Below are 17,386 nucleotides of genomic sequence, written 5' to 3'. Positions count from 1 at the left end.
TATTTCAAAGAGTGCGATACACCACAAAAGACGGGGATATTGACCTCCGTGGCGAGGGAGCAAGCTCCCTCGCCACAAGGGCTTGTCTAACCTTCCAGTGAGCGGCATTGCCTCGGTTTACCCGTTACCGCGAACAGCCGAGACGGCCGCTACACGCTACAATGGCGGTTTTTACCGATCATGAGGTATGTGTCTTGACTGCTCCAGGTGCTTTGAATTCCGCTGCCGGCTCGCTTTATGTGGTGGCGACGCCCATCGGCAACCTGGACGATATCAGTGCCCGGGCGCTGAAAATCCTGCGGGAGGTTGCTTTGATCGCAGCTGAAGACACGCGCCACTCCCAGCGCCTGCTGCAGCATTTCGGCATTTCGACGCCGTTGGCGGCCTGTCATGAACACAATGAGCGGGACGAAGGCAGTCGTTTCATTACCCGGCTGCTGGCGGGCGATAACGTCGCGCTGATTTCCGATGCCGGTACGCCGCTGATTTCCGACCCTGGCTATCATTTGGTGCGTCAGGCCCGTGCGGCGGGCATCAGCGTGGTGCCGGTGCCGGGGGCTTGTGCATTGATCGCAGCGCTGTCGGCGGCAGGCCTGCCGTCGGACCGTTTCATCTTCGAAGGTTTCCTGCCGGCCAAGGCGGTGGGGCGACGGGCGCGCTTGGAGGCCATAAAGGAAGAGCCGCGCACGCTGATCTTCTATGAGGCGCCGCACCGCATCCTGGAATGCCTGCAGGACATGGAGCTGGTGTTCGGTCCTGAGCGCCCGGCGCTGTTGGCTCGTGAGTTGACCAAGACCTTCGAAACCCTCAAGGGCTTGCCGTTGGCCGAGTTGCGAGCCTTCGTCGAAGGTGACAGCAACCAGCAGCGCGGCGAGTGTGTCGTCCTGGTGGCCGGGTGGACAGCCCCGGAAAGTGAAGACGCTGTCAGCAGCGAAGCGATGCGCATCCTGAACCTGCTACTCGAGGAAATGCCCCTCAAGCGCGCCGCGGCCCTTGCGGCGCAAATCACCGGTGAGCGCAAGAACGTGCTGTACCAGGTCGCACTGGAAAAACAGAAGGGTCAGTGAAAGCAGAGCGCAGGGCTGGCCCAAGGCTTTTAGCGCTTGTTCTTCAGGCGCTCTACCGTTAACCTTCGCGGCGGAGAGTCGATCGGACAGTCGCTGCCCTCTATGAAAATTAGGGGGGGGAGGAAAGTCCGGGCTCCATAGGGCGAAGTGCCAGGTAATGCCTGGGAGGCGTGAGCCTACGGAAAGTGCCACAGAAAATAACCGCCTAAGCGCTTCGGCGCCGGTAAGGGTGAAAAGGTGCGGTAAGAGCGCACCGCACGTCTGGCAACAGTTCGTGGCTAGGTAAACCCCACTTGGAGCAAGACCAAATAGGGTCCCAAGGCGTGGCCCGCGCTGGGACCGGGTAGGTTGCTAAAGATGTCCAGTGATGGCCATCGTAGACGAATGACTGTTCAAGACAGAACCCGGCTTACAGATCGACTCTCCACCTTTTTCCCTCCCTGCCGGAATCACTGGCAGACGCAGTTCCTAATACCAAAAAAATCTTACTCTTAACAAATCACTTTAACTTGTGCGCGCAGCCTCCTGTGCTTCCTCGGGTTGAGGTGAATTTTCCTACGTCAGATTCTTGTTACCCCTCCTGAAACGCTCCTAAATCTCCGATCTATAAGGCTTTTCCTTCAATCCGCGCCTTGACGGTGCGGTAGGCGCATTCCTATAGTGTGCGCAAGTGGCGGAAAGTGGCATGAAGTGGGTTTTTTTGAAGGTAAAACGCCAAAAAGTGGAGAAACGCAGACGTGTTTCGCGGAGCTAACGCTATCAGTCTCGATGCAAAAGGCCGTCTCGCCATGCCGAGCCGGTATCGTGACGAGCTCGTTTCGCGAAGTTCGGGGCAGTTAATCGTCACGATCGACGCCGTTGACCCATGTTTGTGTGTTTACCCTCTTGATGAGTGGGAAATCATCGAAACCAAACTGCGCGCACTGCCTTCGCTGCGTGAAGAAAACCGCCGTTTGCAACGCTTGCTGATCGGTAATGCCGTCGACCTCGAGCTCGATGGCAGCGGTCGTTTCCTGGTGCCGCCGCGCCTGCGCGAATACGCCAAGCTGGACAAGCGCGCGATGCTGGTGGGCCAACTGAACAAGTTCCAGCTGTGGGACGAAGATGCCTGGAATGCGGTTTCCGCCGCTGACCTCGCTGCTATTCAACAACCGGGCGCCATGCCTGATGAACTGCGTGATTTGATCCTGTGACTATTGATAGCGGCTTTAACCACATCACCGTACTGCTTGACGAAGCCGTCGAGGCTCTCGCCGTACGTCCTGATGGCTGCTATCTGGACGGCACGTTCGGGCGTGGCGGACATAGCCGGTTGATTCTCAGCAAGCTCGGTCCGGGCGGCCGGTTGCTGGGGTTCGACAAGGATCCTCAAGCGATTGCCACCGGGCAAGCGCTGGCGGCCGAAGACGGCCGCTTTGTCGTTGTGCAGCGCAGCTTTGCCGAGCTGGGTTCGGAAGTCGCCGAGCGTGGCCTGGCCGGCAAGGTCGGTGGCGTGCTGCTCGACCTGGGCGTGTCTTCGCCGCAACTGGACGATCCGGAGCGCGGCTTCAGTTTCCTCAATGACGGCCCGCTGGACATGCGCATGGACCCGTCCCGTGGCATCAGCGCCGCCGAATTCGTCAACACCGCGCCGGTGGAAGAAATCGCCCGTGTCTTCAAGGAGTACGGCGAAGAGCGTTTCTCCGGCCGCATGGCCCGTGCCGTGGTCGAACGCCGCGATATCAAGCCATTCGAGCGTACCGGCGACCTGGCCGAGGTGCTGAAGGTTGCCAATCCGGCCTGGGAAAAGGGCAAGAACCCGGCGACCCGTGCTTTCCAGGGTTTGCGCATCCACGTCAATAACGAGCTGGGCGATCTGGAGGTCGGTCTCGAAGCGGCGCTTGAAGCGCTGGAGATCGGCGGTCGGCTGGTGGTGATCAGCTTCCATTCCCTGGAAGACCGCATCGTCAAGCTGTTCATGCGCAAACTCACCAAGGGCGAAGCCGATAACCTGCCGCGCAACCTGCCGGTGCGTTTCGAAGCCTTCGTGCCAAAAATCAAGATCCATGGCAAAGCGCAGTTCGCCTCCGAGGCTGAACTCAAGGCCAACCCACGTGCCCGTAGCGCCGTCATGCGTGTCGCGGAGAAGTTGCGGTGAGCAAGCTCTTCGCCAAGCCACTGCCCGGCGGCAGCTTTTTCATGCTGTTGCTGTTTATCGGCGTGCTCGTGTCGGCCATCGCCGTGTCCTATAGCGCGCACTGGAATCGGCAGCTTCTCAATACCCTCTACAACGAACTGAGCGTGCGCGACAAGGCGCAGGCCGAGTGGGGCCGGTTGATCCTGGAGCAGAGCACCTGGACCGCCCATAGCCGTATCGAAGTCTTGGCCACCGAGCAGCTGAAAATGCGCATTCCCGGCGCCGCCGAAGTGCAGATGGTGGCGCCATGATGAAACTCGAAGGGGCGCTGTTCCCGTGGCGGTTCCGTCTGGTCCTGGGCTTGCTCGGGATCATGGTGGCGGCGATTTCATGGCGCATCATCGACCTGCAGGTCGTCGACCGTGATTTCCTCAAGGGGCAGGGCGATGCCCGCAGTGTGCGGCACATTCCGATCCCGGCTCACCGTGGCTTGATCACCGACCGCAATGGCGAACCCCTGGCCGTGAGCACCCCGGTGACCACCTTGTGGGCCAACGCCAAGGAAATGCAGCAGGCCAAGGAAAAATGGCCAGCACTGGCCGCTGCCCTCGGGCAGGATCCCAAGGCCCTGGCCGAGCGCCTCGAAGCCCAGGCCAACAAGGAATTCATTTATCTGGTGCGCGGGTTGACGCCCGAGCAAGGCCAGAGCGTGCTCGATCTGAAAGTGCCTGGTGTCTACGGCATTGAAGAGTTCCGGCGTTTCTACCCGGCCGGTGAAGTCACGGCCCATATGGTCGGGTTTACCGACATCGATGACCGAGGGCGCGAAGGTGTCGAACTGGCCTATGACGAATGGCTCGCCGGGGTCGCCGGCAAGCGCCAGGTCATCAAGGATCGGCGCGGCAGGCTGATCAAGGATGTCCAAGTCACCAAAAACGCCAAGGCCGGAAAGCCCTTGGCGTTGTCCATTGACCTGCGCCTGCAATACCTGGCCAACCGTGAACTGCGCAATGCCATCGTCGAGAACGGTGCCAAGGCCGGCAGCCTGGTGATCATGGACGTGAAGACCGGCGAGATCCTGGCGATGGTCAACCAGCCGACCTACAACCCGAACAACCGTCGCAACCTGCAACCTGCGATGATGCGCAACCGCGCGATGATCGACGTGTTCGAGCCCGGTTCGACCATGAAAGCCGTGTCCATGGCCGCGGCCCTGGAAACCGGGCGCTGGAAGCCGAGCGACACCGTCGAGGTGTATCCGGGCACCCTGCAGATCGGCAAGTACACCATTCGTGACGTGTCCAAGACCGAAGGCCCGGTGCTCGACCTGACCGGCATCCTGATCAATTCCAGTAACGTTGGCATGAGCAAGATTGCCTTCGATATCGGCGGCGAGACGATCTATCGCCTGGCCCAGAAAATCGGCCTCGGCCAGGACACCGGCCTGGGCTTCCCGGGCGAGCGTGTCGGTAACCTGCCGAACTACCGCGACTGGCGCAAGGCTGAAACCGCCACGTTGTCCTACGGCTACGGTGTTTCCGTGACCGCGATCCAGTTGGTCCACGCGTTTTCCGCGCTGGCGAACAACGGGCGGATGGCACCGCTGACCCTGATCAAGACCGACAAGGCGGCGCAGACCACCCAGGTGATCCCGGAGAATGTCGCCAAGACCATGCAGGGCATGCTGCAACAAGTGATCGAAGCGCCGCGCGGTGTCTATCGCGCCCAGGTCCCGGCCTATCACGTGGCAGGCAAATCGGGTACGGCCCGTAAAACCTCGGTGGGCACCAAAGGTTATGCCGAGAATTCCTACCGTTCGCTGTTTGCCGGCTTCGGCCCAATGAGCGACCCGCGCTACGCCATCGTCGTGGTCATCGACGAACCGAGCAAGGCGGGCTACTTCGGTGGCCTGGTCTCGGCGCCGGTGTTCAGCAAAGTGATGTCCGGCACCCTGCGCCTGATGAACATTACCCCGGACAACCTGCCACCGACCCAGCAGGCCAATACCGCACCGGTCGTTCCCCTGAAAGCCGAAGGAGGGCGTGGCTGATGTCCCTGAGCCTGAACAAGATTTTTGCCCACGCCGGTCACGATCTGTTGATCCGCGAACTGGCCCTGGACAGCCGCAATGTACGTGCCGGGGACTTGTTCCTGGCGGTGCCGGGTGCGCGTTTCGATGGTCGCGACCATATCGCCGACGCCCTGAAGCGTGGCGCGGCTGCCGTGGCGTATGAAGTGCACGGCGCGACCGTGCTGCCGATCACCGACGTTCCGCTGATTCCGGTCAAGGGCCTGGCGGCGCAGCTGTCGGACATCGCCGGGCGTTTTTATGGCGACCCGAGCCGCCACCTGAACCTGGTGGGCGTGACCGGCACCAACGGCAAGACCAGCGTGACCCAACTGGTGGCCCAGGCCCTGGACCTGCTCGGCCAGCATTGCGGCATTGTCGGCACCTTGGGCAACGGCTTCCATGGCGCACTGGAAAGTGGCCTGCACACCACGCCGAACCCGATTGCCGTGCAAGCGACCTTGGCGGACCTGAAAAAGGCCGGTGCCAAGGCCGTTGCGATGGAAGTCTCTTCCCACGGTTTGGATCAGGGCCGTGTGACCGCCCTGGCGTTCGATGTTGCGGTGTTGACCAACCTGTCCCGGGATCATCTGGATTACCACGGCACCATGCAGGCCTACGGCGAAGCCAAGGCCAGGCTGTTTGCCTGGAATGACCTGAAGTGCCGGGTCATCAATCTTGATGACGAATTTGGTCGGCAACTGGCTGCCGAAAAGCGTGAGTCGCGGTTGATCACCTACAGCCTGGAAGATGCCAGCGCCTACCTTTATGTACGCCAGGCGCAATTCAATGACGAAGGCGTGCGCGCCACACTGGTCACGCCTCAGGGCGAACACCATTTGCGCAGCACCTTGCTCGGCCGTTTCAACCTGAGCAACGTATTGGCGGCCATCGGCGCCTTGCTCGGCCTGGACTACGCACTGGACGAAATTCTCAAGGTCTTGCCGAAGCTCGAGGGCCCGGCCGGTCGCATGCAGCGTTTGGGCGGTGGGATTCAACCACTGGTGGTGGTCGATTACGCCCATACCCCAGACGCGTTGGAAAAAGTTCTCACGGCCCTGCGTCCTCACGCCAAGGGCAAGTTGCTGTGCCTGTTCGGCTGCGGTGGCGATCGTGATCGCGGCAAACGCCCATTGATGGCCGAAGTCGTGGAGCGGCTGGCAGACGGCGTGCTGGTCACCGACGACAACCCTCGTACCGAAGACCCACAGCGGATTTTCGACGACATCCGCGCCGGTTTTACCGCTGTGGACAACGTCACCTTCGTTGCCGGTCGCGGCCAGGCCATTGCCCAGTTGATCGCCAGCGCCTCGGCGGACGATGTCATCGTCCTGGCCGGCAAGGGCCACGAGGACTATCAGGAAATCAACGGCGAACGCCATGCTTTTTCCGATCTGGTGGAAGCCGATCACGCCCTGACCGCGTGGGAGGTGGCCCATGCTTAAAGCCCTGAAACTCAGCGAACTGACCAACGCCCTGAATGCGCGCCTCATCGCCGCGGACGCCACCTTCAACGGCGTCAGCATCGACAGTCGGGCGATCACGCCGGGGCAATTGTTTGTCGCCCTGGCTGGGCCGCGTTTCGATGGTCACGATTACTTGAACGAAGTCGCGGGCAAAGGTGCGGTCGCGGCCCTGGTCGAGCGCGAAGTGAGCAACAGCACGCTGCCGCAATTGCTTGTCAACGACACTCGCCAGGCCCTGGGTCAGCTCGGTGCGCTGAACCGCGCGGCGTATGGCAACCCGGTCGCGGCCATCACCGGCTCCAGCGGCAAGACCACGGTCAAGGAAATGCTTGCCAGTATCCTGCGCACCCGCGGTCCGGTGCTGGCGACCCGTGGCAACCTGAACAATGACCTCGGCGTGCCGCTGACCCTGCTGGAGTTGGCGCCGGAACACAGCGCCGCCGTCATCGAGCTGGGGGCTTCGCGGCTCGGCGAGATCGCTTATACCGTGGGCATGACCAAGCCCCACGTGGCGGTACTCAACAATGCCGGGACCGCCCACGTCGGTGAGTTCGGCGGCCCGGAAAAAATTGTCGAGGCCAAGGGCGAGATCATCGAGGGGCTGGATGCCGATGGCGTCGCCGTGCTGAATCTCGACGACAAGGCTTTCGAAATCTGGAAAACCCGAGCAGGCGAGCGCAAGGTGCTGACCTTTGCCCTGAGCAACCTCGCCGCGAATTTCTACGCCAGTGACCTGGACCGTGACGCTCGCGGTTGCCCGGCCTTTAACCTGCACAGCCCGGATGGCGCCGAGCGGGTGCAATTGAACCTGCTCGGCACCCATAACGTTGCCAACGCCCTGGCCGCGGCGGCTGCTGCCCATGCGCTGGGTGTGTCGCTGCCGGGCATCGTCGCCGGGTTGAACGCCGTGCAGCCCGTCAAGGGGCGCTCCGTCGCGCAACTGGCCAGCAATGGCATGCGCGTGATCGACGACACCTATAACGCCAACCCGTCGTCCATGTGCGCGGCTGTGGATATCCTCGCCGGTTTCTCCGGCCGTACCGTATTGGTGCTGGGGGATATCGGTGAACTGGGCGAGTGGGCGCAACAGGGGCATCACGATGTCGGTGCCTATGCGCGCGGCAAGGTCGACGCGCTGTATGCGGTCGGTCCGATGATGGCCCATGCAGTCGCCGCGTTTGGCGAGCACGCACGGCATTTCACCACTCAGGCCGAACTGATCCAGGCCCTGGGCGCCGAGCAGGACCCGAACACCACCTTATTGATCAAGGGCTCACGCAGCGCAGCGATGGAAAACATCGTCGCGGCGCTGTGCGGCGCCTCCACGGAGAAACATTAATGCTGCTGCTGCTAGCGGAGTACCTGCAACAGTTTCACAAAGGCTTCGCGGTCTTCCAGTACCTGACCCTGCGCGGGATCCTGGGTGTGCTGACCGCGTTGTCGTTGTCGCTGTTCCTGGGCCCGTGGATGATCCGCACCCTGCAGAACCTGCAAATCGGCCAGTCGGTTCGTAACGACGGTCCGCAATCGCACCTGTCCAAATCCGGCACCCCGACCATGGGTGGCGCGCTGATCCTCTCGTCCATCGGCATCAGCACCTTGCTCTGGGCCGACCTGGCGAACCGGTATGTCTGGGTCGTGCTGCTGGTGACCTTGCTCTTTGGCGCCATCGGCTGGGTCGACGACTATCGCAAGGTCATCGAGAAAAACTCCCGTGGGCTGCCAAGTCGCTGGAAGTATTTCTGGCAGTCGGTATTCGGCCTCGGCGCGGCGATCTTCCTTTATATGACCGCCGCCTCGCCGGTGGAGACCACCCTGATCCTGCCGATGCTCAAGGACTACAGCATTCCATTGGGCGCAGGCTTCATCGTGCTGACCTACCTGGTGATCGTCGGTTCGAGCAACGCGGTCAACCTCACCGACGGCCTCGACGGCCTGGCGATCATGCCGACGGTGATGGTCGGCGGTGCGCTGGGGATCTTCTGCTACCTGTCGGGTAACGTGAAATTCGCTGAATACCTGCTGATCCCTTATGTGCCGGGGGCGGGCGAGCTGATCGTGTTCTGCGGAGCGCTGATCGGTGCCGGCCTGGGCTTCCTGTGGTTCAACACCTATCCGGCGCAAGTCTTCATGGGCGACGTCGGCGCGCTGGCGCTGGGCGCGGCCCTGGGCACCATCGCTGTGATCGTTCGCCAGGAAATCGTCCTGTTCATCATGGGCGGCGTGTTCGTGATGGAGACCCTGTCAGTCGTCATTCAGGTTGCGTCCTTTAAATTGACCGGCCGCCGCGTATTCCGCATGGCGCCGATCCACCACCACTTTGAACTCAAGGGCTGGCCCGAGCCGCGTGTGATCGTCCGTTTCTGGATCATCACCGTGATTCTGGTCCTGGTCGGCCTTGCCACCCTGAAGCTGAGGTAGAACGAGTGTCCCTGATCGCTTCTGACCACTTCCGCATCGTTGTCGGCCTCGGCAAGAGCGGCATGTCCCTGGTTCGCTTCCTGGCGAGCCGGGGCGTGTCGTTTGCCGTGGCCGATACGCGGGAAAATCCGCCTGAGCTGGCCACGCTGCGCCGTGACTATCCGCAGGTGGACGTGCGTTGTGGCGAGCTGGACGTCGAGTTCCTGTGCCGCGCCGATGAGCTCTACGTGAGCCCCGGCCTGGCCCTGGCGACTCCGGCCCTGCAGGCTGCCGCTGCCCGTGGCGTGAAATTGTCCGGCGACATCGAGTTGTTCGCGCGTAACGCCAAGGCGCCGATCGTTGCCATCAGCGGTTCCAATGCCAAGAGCACCGTCACCACCCTGGTCGGCGAGATGGCCGCGGCGGCCGGCAAGCGCGTCGCCGTAGGCGGCAACCTGGGTACCCCGGCGCTGGACCTGCTCAGCGACGAGGTCGAGCTGTACGTGATGGAACTGTCGAGCTTCCAGCTCGAGACCACCGACCACCTGGGCGCCGAAGTGGCCACCGTGCTCAACGTCAGTGAAGACCACATGGACCGCTACAGCGGCCTGCCGGCGTATCACCTGGCCAAGCACCGGATCTTCCGTGGTGCCCGGCAAGTGGTGTTCAATCGCCAGGATGCCCTGACCCGTCCGTTGTTGGGCGAGGGCACGCCGTGCTGGTCCTTCGGCCTGGGCGTGCCCGACTTCAAAGGCTTCGGGCTGCGTGAAGAGAATGGCGAGAAATACCTGGCCTTCGAATTCCAGAACCTGATGCCGGTGCGCGAACTGAAGATTCGTGGCGCCCACAACCAGGCCAATGCCCTGGCCGCGTTGGCCCTGGGGCATGCGGTCGGCCTGCCGTTCGACGCCATGCTCTCGGCCCTGCGCACCTTCGCCGGTCTCGAACACCGCTGCCAGTGGGTGCGCGACCTGGACGGCGTGGCCTGGTACAACGACTCCAAGGCCACCAACGTCGGTGCCGCACTGGCGGCCATCGAAGGGCTGGGCGCGGACATCGAAGGCAAGCTCGTGCTGATCGCCGGCGGCGACGGCAAGGGTGCCGACTTCAAGGACCTGCGCGACCCGGTGGCGGCCAACTGCCGTGCCGTGGTGCTGATGGGCCGCGACCGTGAATTGATCGCCCAGGCCCTCGGCGATGCGGTGCCGCTGGTTCGCGTTGGTTCGCTGGACGAGGCGGTGCAGCAATGCCGCGCCCTCGCGCACCCGGGCGATGCGGTGCTGCTGTCACCGGCCTGCGCCAGTTTCGACATGTTCAAGAACTACGAAGAGCGCGGGCAGTTGTTCGCCCGGGCCGCGGAGGACTTGGCATGAGCCTGCTGAATATCATCAAGCCGTACCCGTCGCCGTTGATCACCGGGCGTGGCATCGACCTGGATTTCCCGATGCTCGCCGGTTGCCTGGCCTTGCTGGGCCTGGGCCTGGTGATGATCACCTCCGCGTCGTCGGAAGTGGCCGCCGTGCAGTCGGGCAACACCCTTTACCACATGATCCGCCACCTGATTTACCTGGTGATCGGCCTGGGCGCTTGCATCGTCACCATGATGGTGCCGATCGCCACCTGGCAACGCCTCGGCTGGCTGATGCTGCTCGGTGCCTTCGGCCTGTTGGTGATGGTACTGGTGCCGGGTATTGGCCGCGAGGTCAACGGCTCCATGCGCTGGATCGGCTTCAGCTTCTTCAACGTCCAGCCGTCGGAGATCGCCAAGGTCTTCGTGGTGATCTACCTCGCCGGCTATCTGGTGCGTCGCCAGAAGGAAGTGCGCGAGAGCTGGATGGGTTTCTTCAAGCCGTTCATCGTGTTGCTGCCGATGGCGGGCCTGCTGCTGATGGAGCCGGACTTCGGCGCCACGGTGGTGATGATGGGCGCGGCGGCGGCCATGTTGTTCCTGGGTGGCGTCGGGCTGTTCCGTTTTACCCTGATGGTCGCGCTGGCGGTGGGGGCCGTGACGGTGCTGGTACAGGCACAACCGTATCGGATGGCGCGCCTGATCACCTTTACCGATCCGTGGGCCGACCAGTTTGGTTCCGGCTATCAATTGACCCAGGCACTGATTGCCTTCGGTCGCGGCGAATGGCTGGGCGTGGGCCTGGGCAACAGCGTGCAGAAGCAGTTCTACCTGCCGGAAGCCCACACCGACTTCGTGTTCTCGGTCCTGGCCGAAGAGCTGGGGGTGGTGGGCTCCTTGTGCACCGTTGCCTTGTTCGTGTTCGTCTGCGTGCGCGGAATGTACATCGGCTTGTGGGCCGAGAAGGCCAAGCAGTTCTTTGCCGCCTACGTGGCGTATGGCCTGTCGTTCCTGTGGATCGGCCAGTTCCTGATCAACATCGGCGTGAACGTCGGCCTGTTGCCGACCAAGGGCCTGACGCTGCCGTTCCTCAGTTATGGCGGCAGTTCCCTGGTGATCTGCTGTGCCTGCCTCGGGCTGTTGCTGCGCATCGAATGGGAGAGTCGAACCCACTTGGGCAGCGAAGAGATGGAATTCCAGGAGAGCGACTTCGCCGAGGAGCCGACTCATGGGCGCTAACGTGCTGATCATGGCCGGCGGCACCGGCGGGCATGTCTTCCCGGCGCTGGCCTGTGCCCGGGAGTTCCAGGCGCGCGGCTACACCGTGCACTGGCTGGGCACGCCGCGGGGGATCGAGAACGAACTGGTCCCTGGCGCCGGCCTCGAACTGCACCGGATCAACGCCAGCGGCCTGCGGGGCAAGGGCAAGCTGTCGTTGCTCAAGGCGCCGCTGATGCTGCTCAAGTCGATCTGGCAGGCACGGGCGATCATCCGTCGCTTGCGTCCGGTGTGCGTGGTGGGCTTTGGTGGTTATGTGACCGGTCCTGGCGGCGTTGCGGCAAAACTGGCCGGTGTGCCGGTGATCGTCCACGAACAGAACGCCGTGGCCGGTACCACCAATCGGTTACTGGTGCCGTTGGCCGCCCGGGTCTGTGAAGCCTTTCCCGACACCTTTACCCTGTCGGGCAGCCGCCGCACCACCGGTAATCCGGTGCGTGCCGAGCTGTTTTTCGATACACCGCGCCCAGCCCTGGCTGGACGCAAGGCGCGTTTGCTGGTCCTGGGCGGAAGCCTGGGGGCAGAACCGTTGAACAAATTGCTGCCCGAAGCCCTGTCGCAGGTCGCCCCTGAACTGCGCCCGGAAGTGTTTCACCAGGCCGGCAAACAACACGATGAAGTGACTGCCGAGCGCTACCGCGCCGCCGGCGTCGAGGCGCAAGTGCAGCCCTTCATCAACGACATGGCCCAAGCCTATGGCTGGGCCGACCTGGTGGTCTGCCGCGCAGGCGCGCTGACCGTCAGTGAACTGGCTGCCGCCGGTCTGCCCTCGATGCTCGTGCCTTTGCCTCACGCCATTGACGATCACCAGACCCGTAACGCCGATTATTTGGCCCGTGAAGGCGCTGCCTTCCTGATGCCGCAGAGAACGACTGGCGCCGCGGATCTTGCCGCCCGCCTGACAGAGGTTTTGATGCAGCCGCAACGACTTGAAGACATGGCCCGCGCCGCACGCCGGCTGGCCAAACCCGATGCCACGGCCCAAGTGGTCGATACCTGCCTGGAGGTGGCCCATGGTTGAAAATCGCAAAGCCATGCCGCAACCGGAAATGCGCCGTATCCGCCGCATCCACTTCGTCGGTATCGGCGGCGTGGGCATGTGCGGGATCGCCGAGGTGCTGCTGAACCTGGGTTACCAGGTCTCGGGTTCCGACCTGAAGGCCTCCCCGGTCACCGAGCGCCTGGAGTCCTTCGGCGCGCAGATCTCTATCGGCCACCGTGCCGAGAACGCCGCCAATGCCGACGTGCTGGTGGTTTCCAGCGCCGTGAACACTTCCAACCCGGAAGTCGCCACCGCCCTGGAGCGCCGTATCCCCGTGGTACCACGGGCCGAGATGCTGGCTGAGCTGATGCGCTATCGCCACGGCATCGCCGTCGCCGGTACCCACGGCAAGACCACCACCACCAGCCTGATCGCCTCGGTGTTCGCGGCCGGTGGCCTGGACCCGACGTTCGTGATCGGCGGTCGTCTGAATGCCGCGGGCACCAATGCCCAGTTGGGCACCAGCCGCTACCTGATCGCCGAAGCCGACGAGAGCGATGCGAGCTTCCTGCATCTGCAACCGCTGGTGGCCGTGGTCACCAACATCGACGCCGACCACATGGCGACCTACGACGGTGACTTCAACAAACTGAAGAAAACCTTCGTCGAGTTCCTGCACAACCTGCCGTTCTACGGTTTGGCGGTGGTGTGCCTGGACGATCCGGTGGTGCGCGAAATCCTGCCACTGATCAAGCGTCCGACCGTGACCTACGGCTTTGGCGAAGACGCCGACGTACGCGCCATCAACGTGCGCCAGCAGGGCATGCAGACGTTCTTCACCGTACTGCGACCTGATCGCGAGCCGTTGGACGTGTCGGTGAACATGCCCGGCAACCACAACGTGCTGAACGCCTTGGCGACCATCTGCATCGCCACCGACGAAGGCGTCAGCGATGAAGCCATCGTCCAGGGCCTGTCCGGCTTCCAGGGTGTGGGCCGACGCTTCCAGGTCTACGGCGAACTGCCGGTGGACGGCGGCAACGTGATGCTGGTGGACGACTACGGCCACCACCCGACTGAAGTCGCCGCGGTGATCAAGGCCGTGCGCGGTGGCTGGCCGGAACGCCGCCTGGTGATGGTCTACCAGCCGCACCGCTACAGCCGCACCCGCGACCTGTATGACGATTTCGTCCAGGTGCTGGCCGACGCCAACGTGCTGCTGTTGATGGAAGTCTATCCGGCCGGTGAAGAGCCGATCCCGGGAGCCGACAGCCGCCAGCTGTGCCACAGCATTCGCCAGCGCGGCCAGTTGGACCCGATCTACATCGAACGCGGCGTGGACCTCGCGCCGCTGGTCAAGCCGCTGCTGCGCGCCGGCGACATCCTGCTGTGCCAGGGTGCCGGTGACATCGGAGGCCTGGCCCCGAAACTGTTGAACAGTCCGTTATTCGCCGGGGCAATCGTGGCCGCCAGCGAGGGGAAACTGAAATGACTGCTGCCTACGCCAACCTGGTCTCGACCCTTGATCCGAAAGCCTTCGGCCGCGTTGCCGTGCTGTTCGGTGGCAAGAGCGCCGAGCGCGAGGTGTCCCTCAAGTCCGGCAACGCCGTGCTGCAAGCCCTGCAAGGCGCCGGTGTCGACGCATTCGGCATCGACGTGGGCGATGATTTCCTGCAGCGCCTGCTGAGCGAAAAGATCGACCGCGCGTTCATCATCCTGCACGGTCGCGGTGGCGAAGACGGCAGCATGCAAGGCCTGCTCGAATGCCTGGGCATTCCCTACACCGGCAGCGGCATCCTGGCCTCCGCCCTGGCGATGGACAAGCTGCGCACCAAGCAGGTCTGGCACAGCCTCGGCATTCCGACGCCACGCCACGCCGTGCTGGCGTCCGAGGCCGATTGTATTTCGGCGGCCACGGAACTGGGCTTCCCTTTGATCGTCAAACCGGCCCATGAAGGTTCAAGTATCGGCATGGCGAAAGTGAATTCGCTGCCTGAGTTGACCGCGGCATGGAAAGACGCCAGTTCCTACGATTCGCAAGTGTTGGTCGAGCAATGGATCTCCGGTCCCGAGTTCACCATCGCCACCCTGCGCGACCAGGTGTTGCCCCCGATTGCGCTGGGCACGCCCCACACGTTCTACGACTACGACGCCAAGTACGTCGCCAACGATACCCAGTACCGCATTCCCTGCGGGCTGGACGCCGCCAAGGAAAAACAACTGATGGACCTCACGGCCAAGGCCTGTGAGGCGCTGGGTATCGCCGGTTGGGGCCGGGCAGACGTGATGCAGGACGCCGATGGGCAGTTCTGGTTCCTGGAAGTCAACACCGCGCCGGGCATGACCGACCACAGCCTGGTGCCGATGGCGGCCCGTGCCGCCGGTCTGGATTTCCAGCAACTGGTGCTGTCGATCCTGGCCGCCAGCGTCGGCCATCAAGAGCCAAGAGGTTAAGCCATGCAAGGCGCATCGCTTCGTCATCAGCCATCCGCACCCGGTCGCAAGCCGGTGCCGCGGGGTGCCAGCCGAATGGTGGCCAAAGAGCCGATGTCGGCGCGCTTGCCGAAAGCCAATTTTGGTTTTCTCAAGAGCTTGTTCTGGCCGGTGCTGCTGGTGGCGCTGGGGTTCGGTACGTATGAAGGCGCGCAACGGTTGCTGCCTTATGCCGACCGACCGATCGCCCGGATCAACGTCCAGGGTGACCTGAGCTACATCAGCCAGCAGGCGGTGCAGCAGCGGATTGCCCCGTTCGTCGCGTCGAGTTTCTTCACCATCGACCTGGCGGGCATGCGCACGGAGCTGGAACAGATGCCTTGGATCGCCCACGCCGAAGTCCGGCGGGTGTGGCCTGACCAGGTGTCGATCCGCCTGGAAGAACAATTGCCGGTGGCCCGTTGGGGCGACGAGTCGTTGTTGAACAACCAGGGCCAGGCGTTTACGCCGCGGGAACTGGCCAACTATGAACATTTGCCACAACTGTTCGGCCCACAGCGGGCCCAGCAGAAAGTGATGCAGCAGTACCAGGTGTTGAGCCAGATGTTGCGGCCGTTGGGCTTCTCCATCGCGCGCCTGGAATTGCGTGAGCGCGGCAGTTGGTTCCTGACCACTGGCGCGGGCAGCTCGGGGCCGGGCATCGAGCTGTTGCTCGGTCGCGGCAACCTGGTGGAAAAGATGCGCCGCTTCATCGCCATCTATGACAAGACGCTCAAAGAACAGATTACGAACATTGCGCGCATCGATCTGCGCTACGCCAACGGCCTGGCTGTTGGCTGGCGGGAACCTGTAGCGCCCACGACGGCCGAACCCGCCGTCGCGAAGAATTAAGAAGAGGCAGGACCCATGGCAAACGTGCAAAGCGGGAAAATGATCGTCGGTCTTGATATCGGCACTTCCAAGGTGGTGGCGCTGGTAGGCGAAGTCGCGGACGACGGCACGCTGGTCATCGTCGGGATCGGTACACACCCGTCCCGCGGCTTGAAAAAAGGCGTGGTGGTGAACATCGAGTCCACCGTGCAATCGATCCAGCGCGCCATCGAAGAGGCGCAGCTGATGGCCGGTTGCCGGATCCACTCGGCGTTCGTCGGCGTGGCGGGCAATCACATCCGCAGCCTGAACTCCCATGGCATCGTGGCGATTCGTGATCGTGAAGTCAGCTCCGCCGACCTTGAGCGCGTGCTCGATGCGGCCCAGGCCGTGGCGATCCCGGCCGACCAGCGTGTGCTGCACACCCTGCCGCAGGATTACGTGATCGATAACCAGGAAGGCGTGCGTGAGCCCCTGGGCATGTCCGGCGTGCGCCTGGAAGCCAAGGTCCACGTGGTGACCTGTGCGGTGAACGCTGCGCAGAACATCGAGAAATGCGTGCGCCGCTGCGGCCTGGAAATCGACGACATCATCCTCGAGCAACTGGCCTCGGCCTACTCGGTGCTGACCGACGACGAGAAAGAGCTGGGCGTGTGCCTGGTGGACATCGGCGGCGGCACCACCGACATCGCGATCTTCACCGAAGGCGCGATCCGCCACACGGCGGTGATCCCGATTGCCGGTGACCAGGTGACCAACGACATCGCCATGGCGTTGCGCACCCCGACCCAGTACGCCGAAGAAATCAAGATCCGTTACGCCTGCGCCCTGGCGAAGCTGGCCGGTGCCGGCGAAACCATCAAGGTGCCAAGCGTCGGCGACCGTCCACCGCGCGAACTGTCGCGCCAGGCCCTGGCCGAAGTGGTCGAGCCGCGTTACGACGAGCTGTTCACGCTGATCCAGGCCGAACTGCGTCGCAGTGGCTACGAAGACCTGATCCCGGCCGGCATCGTGCTGACCGGCGGTACGTCGAAGATGGAAGGCGCGGTCGAGCTGGCCGAAGAGATTTTCCACATGCCGGTGCGCCTGGGCGTGCCCCATGGCGTCAAGGGCCTGGATGACGTGGTCCGCAACCCGATCTATTCCACTGGCGTGGGCCTGTTGATGTACGGCTTGCAGAAACAGTCCGACGGGATTTCGTTTTCGGGCATTGGCAGCCGCGACAGCTACAGCAGCGACGAGCCGAAGGCTCCGCTGTTCGAGCGGCTCCAGGCTTGGGTCAAAGGCAATTTTTAAACAGTTTCAAAGCTTCAAGCGGCAAGTTTCAGGCTTGGCGCGGGAAGACGCAGCAAACGCAG

At 63.0% G+C, this 17,386-nt stretch carries 15 protein-coding genes and 1 other RNA gene; all 16 read left to right on the top strand.

Going from position 1 to position 17,386, the window contains the following annotated elements; all coding sequences use genetic code 11:
* The first annotated feature begins 161 nt into the window (after nt 1-161).
* Nucleotides 162-1,067: a 16S rRNA (cytidine(1402)-2'-O)-methyltransferase gene (gene rsmI, locus HU749_RS24360; RefSeq protein WP_172436114.1), complete on the top strand. Its 906-nt coding sequence runs from the start codon at nt 162-164 to the stop codon at nt 1,065-1,067.
* Nucleotides 1,068-1,141: 74 nt separating this feature from the next.
* Nucleotides 1,142-1,495: RNase P RNA component class A (rnpB, locus tag HU749_RS24355), an RNA gene on the top strand.
* 309 nt (nt 1,496-1,804) lie between these two features.
* Nucleotides 1,805-2,260, top strand: coding sequence for a division/cell wall cluster transcriptional repressor MraZ (gene mraZ / locus HU749_RS24350; protein ID WP_003205355.1), 456 nt, complete (start codon nt 1,805-1,807; stop codon nt 2,258-2,260).
* Complete coding sequence (gene rsmH / locus HU749_RS24345; RefSeq protein WP_079302572.1) at nt 2,257-3,204, top strand: 16S rRNA (cytosine(1402)-N(4))-methyltransferase RsmH; 948 nt, start codon at nt 2,257-2,259, stop codon at nt 3,202-3,204. Before mraZ ends, rsmH begins: the two co-directional genes overlap by 4 nt.
* A complete protein-coding gene (gene ftsL / locus HU749_RS24340; RefSeq protein WP_003178214.1) occupies nt 3,201-3,494 on the top strand; it encodes a cell division protein FtsL in 294 nt (97 codons plus the stop codon). Before rsmH ends, ftsL begins: the two co-directional genes overlap by 4 nt.
* Entirely contained in the window at nt 3,494-5,233 is a 1,740-nt protein-coding gene (locus HU749_RS24335) for a peptidoglycan D,D-transpeptidase FtsI family protein (RefSeq protein WP_172436116.1), read from the top strand. Before ftsL ends, HU749_RS24335 begins: the two co-directional genes overlap by 1 nt.
* Nucleotides 5,233-6,696: a UDP-N-acetylmuramoyl-L-alanyl-D-glutamate--2,6-diaminopimelate ligase gene (locus HU749_RS24330; RefSeq protein ID WP_079302570.1), complete on the top strand. Its 1,464-nt coding sequence runs from the start codon at nt 5,233-5,235 to the stop codon at nt 6,694-6,696. The genes HU749_RS24335 and HU749_RS24330 overlap by 1 nt, the downstream gene beginning before the upstream one ends.
* Nucleotides 6,689-8,056 carry a UDP-N-acetylmuramoyl-tripeptide--D-alanyl-D-alanine ligase gene (locus tag HU749_RS24325; protein WP_079302569.1) on the top strand — a complete coding sequence of 456 codons (1,368 nt, stop codon included), beginning with the start codon at nt 6,689-6,691 and terminating at the stop codon, nt 8,054-8,056. Before HU749_RS24330 ends, HU749_RS24325 begins: the two co-directional genes overlap by 8 nt.
* Nucleotides 8,056-9,138 (top strand): phospho-N-acetylmuramoyl-pentapeptide-transferase, encoded by a 1,083-nt coding sequence (mraY, locus tag HU749_RS24320; protein ID WP_014340067.1) that lies wholly within the window; start codon nt 8,056-8,058, stop codon nt 9,136-9,138. The genes HU749_RS24325 and mraY overlap by 1 nt, the downstream gene beginning before the upstream one ends.
* A 5-nt stretch (nt 9,139-9,143) precedes the next feature.
* Nucleotides 9,144-10,490 (top strand): UDP-N-acetylmuramoyl-L-alanine--D-glutamate ligase, encoded by a 1,347-nt coding sequence (murD, locus tag HU749_RS24315; RefSeq protein ID WP_079302568.1) that lies wholly within the window; start codon nt 9,144-9,146, stop codon nt 10,488-10,490.
* Entirely contained in the window at nt 10,487-11,704 is a 1,218-nt protein-coding gene (gene ftsW, locus HU749_RS24310) for a putative lipid II flippase FtsW (RefSeq protein ID WP_014340065.1), read from the top strand. The genes murD and ftsW overlap by 4 nt, the downstream gene beginning before the upstream one ends.
* Complete coding sequence (gene murG / locus HU749_RS24305; RefSeq protein WP_186651828.1) at nt 11,694-12,764, top strand: undecaprenyldiphospho-muramoylpentapeptide beta-N-acetylglucosaminyltransferase; 1,071 nt, start codon at nt 11,694-11,696, stop codon at nt 12,762-12,764. The genes ftsW and murG overlap by 11 nt, the downstream gene beginning before the upstream one ends.
* Complete coding sequence (gene murC / locus HU749_RS24300; protein WP_186651826.1) at nt 12,757-14,217, top strand: UDP-N-acetylmuramate--L-alanine ligase; 1,461 nt, start codon at nt 12,757-12,759, stop codon at nt 14,215-14,217. The genes murG and murC overlap by 8 nt, the downstream gene beginning before the upstream one ends.
* Nucleotides 14,214-15,179, top strand: coding sequence for a D-alanine--D-alanine ligase (locus tag HU749_RS24295; RefSeq protein WP_018606094.1), 966 nt, complete (start codon nt 14,214-14,216; stop codon nt 15,177-15,179). Before murC ends, HU749_RS24295 begins: the two co-directional genes overlap by 4 nt.
* Nucleotides 15,180-15,182: 3 nt before the next feature.
* Nucleotides 15,183-16,049, top strand: a complete 867-nt coding sequence (locus HU749_RS24290; protein ID WP_018606096.1) for a cell division protein FtsQ/DivIB — start codon at nt 15,183-15,185, stop codon at nt 16,047-16,049.
* 15 nt (nt 16,050-16,064) lie between these two features.
* Nucleotides 16,065-17,324: a cell division protein FtsA gene (gene ftsA / locus HU749_RS24285; RefSeq protein ID WP_003205342.1), complete on the top strand. Its 1,260-nt coding sequence runs from the start codon at nt 16,065-16,067 to the stop codon at nt 17,322-17,324.
* The last annotated feature ends 62 nt before the right edge of the window (nt 17,325-17,386 follow it).

This window comes from Pseudomonas ogarae (assembly GCF_014268695.2).
GTDB lineage: Bacteria > Pseudomonadota > Gammaproteobacteria > Pseudomonadales > Pseudomonadaceae > Aquipseudomonas > Aquipseudomonas kilonensis.
The sequence above is the reverse complement of the archived record's forward strand: the minus strand, read 5'-3'. Positions and strand labels throughout refer to the sequence as shown.

Excerpts from the sequence above, each read along its gene's own strand:
- murC (WP_186651826.1), top strand. The coding sequence starts at position 12,757 with ATGGTTGAAAATCGCAAAGCCATGCCGCAACCGGAAATGCGCCGTATC.
- mraY (WP_014340067.1), top strand. The coding sequence starts at position 8,056 with ATGCTGCTGCTGCTAGCGGAGTACCTGCAACAGTTTCACAAAGGCTTC.
- HU749_RS24335 (WP_172436116.1), top strand. The coding sequence starts at position 3,494 with ATGAAACTCGAAGGGGCGCTGTTCCCGTGGCGGTTCCGTCTGGTCCTG.
- HU749_RS24295 (WP_018606094.1), top strand. The coding sequence starts at position 14,214 with ATGACTGCTGCCTACGCCAACCTGGTCTCGACCCTTGATCCGAAAGCC.
- HU749_RS24290 (WP_018606096.1), top strand. The coding sequence starts at position 15,183 with ATGCAAGGCGCATCGCTTCGTCATCAGCCATCCGCACCCGGTCGCAAG.
- HU749_RS24325 (WP_079302569.1), top strand. The coding sequence starts at position 6,689 with ATGCTTAAAGCCCTGAAACTCAGCGAACTGACCAACGCCCTGAATGCG.
- ftsA (WP_003205342.1), top strand. The coding sequence starts at position 16,065 with ATGGCAAACGTGCAAAGCGGGAAAATGATCGTCGGTCTTGATATCGGC.
- HU749_RS24330 (WP_079302570.1), top strand. The coding sequence starts at position 5,233 with ATGTCCCTGAGCCTGAACAAGATTTTTGCCCACGCCGGTCACGATCTG.
- rsmI (WP_172436114.1), top strand. The coding sequence starts at position 162 with ATGGCGGTTTTTACCGATCATGAGGTATGTGTCTTGACTGCTCCAGGT.
- murG (WP_186651828.1), top strand. The coding sequence starts at position 11,694 with ATGGGCGCTAACGTGCTGATCATGGCCGGCGGCACCGGCGGGCATGTC.
- ftsW (WP_014340065.1), top strand. The coding sequence starts at position 10,487 with ATGAGCCTGCTGAATATCATCAAGCCGTACCCGTCGCCGTTGATCACC.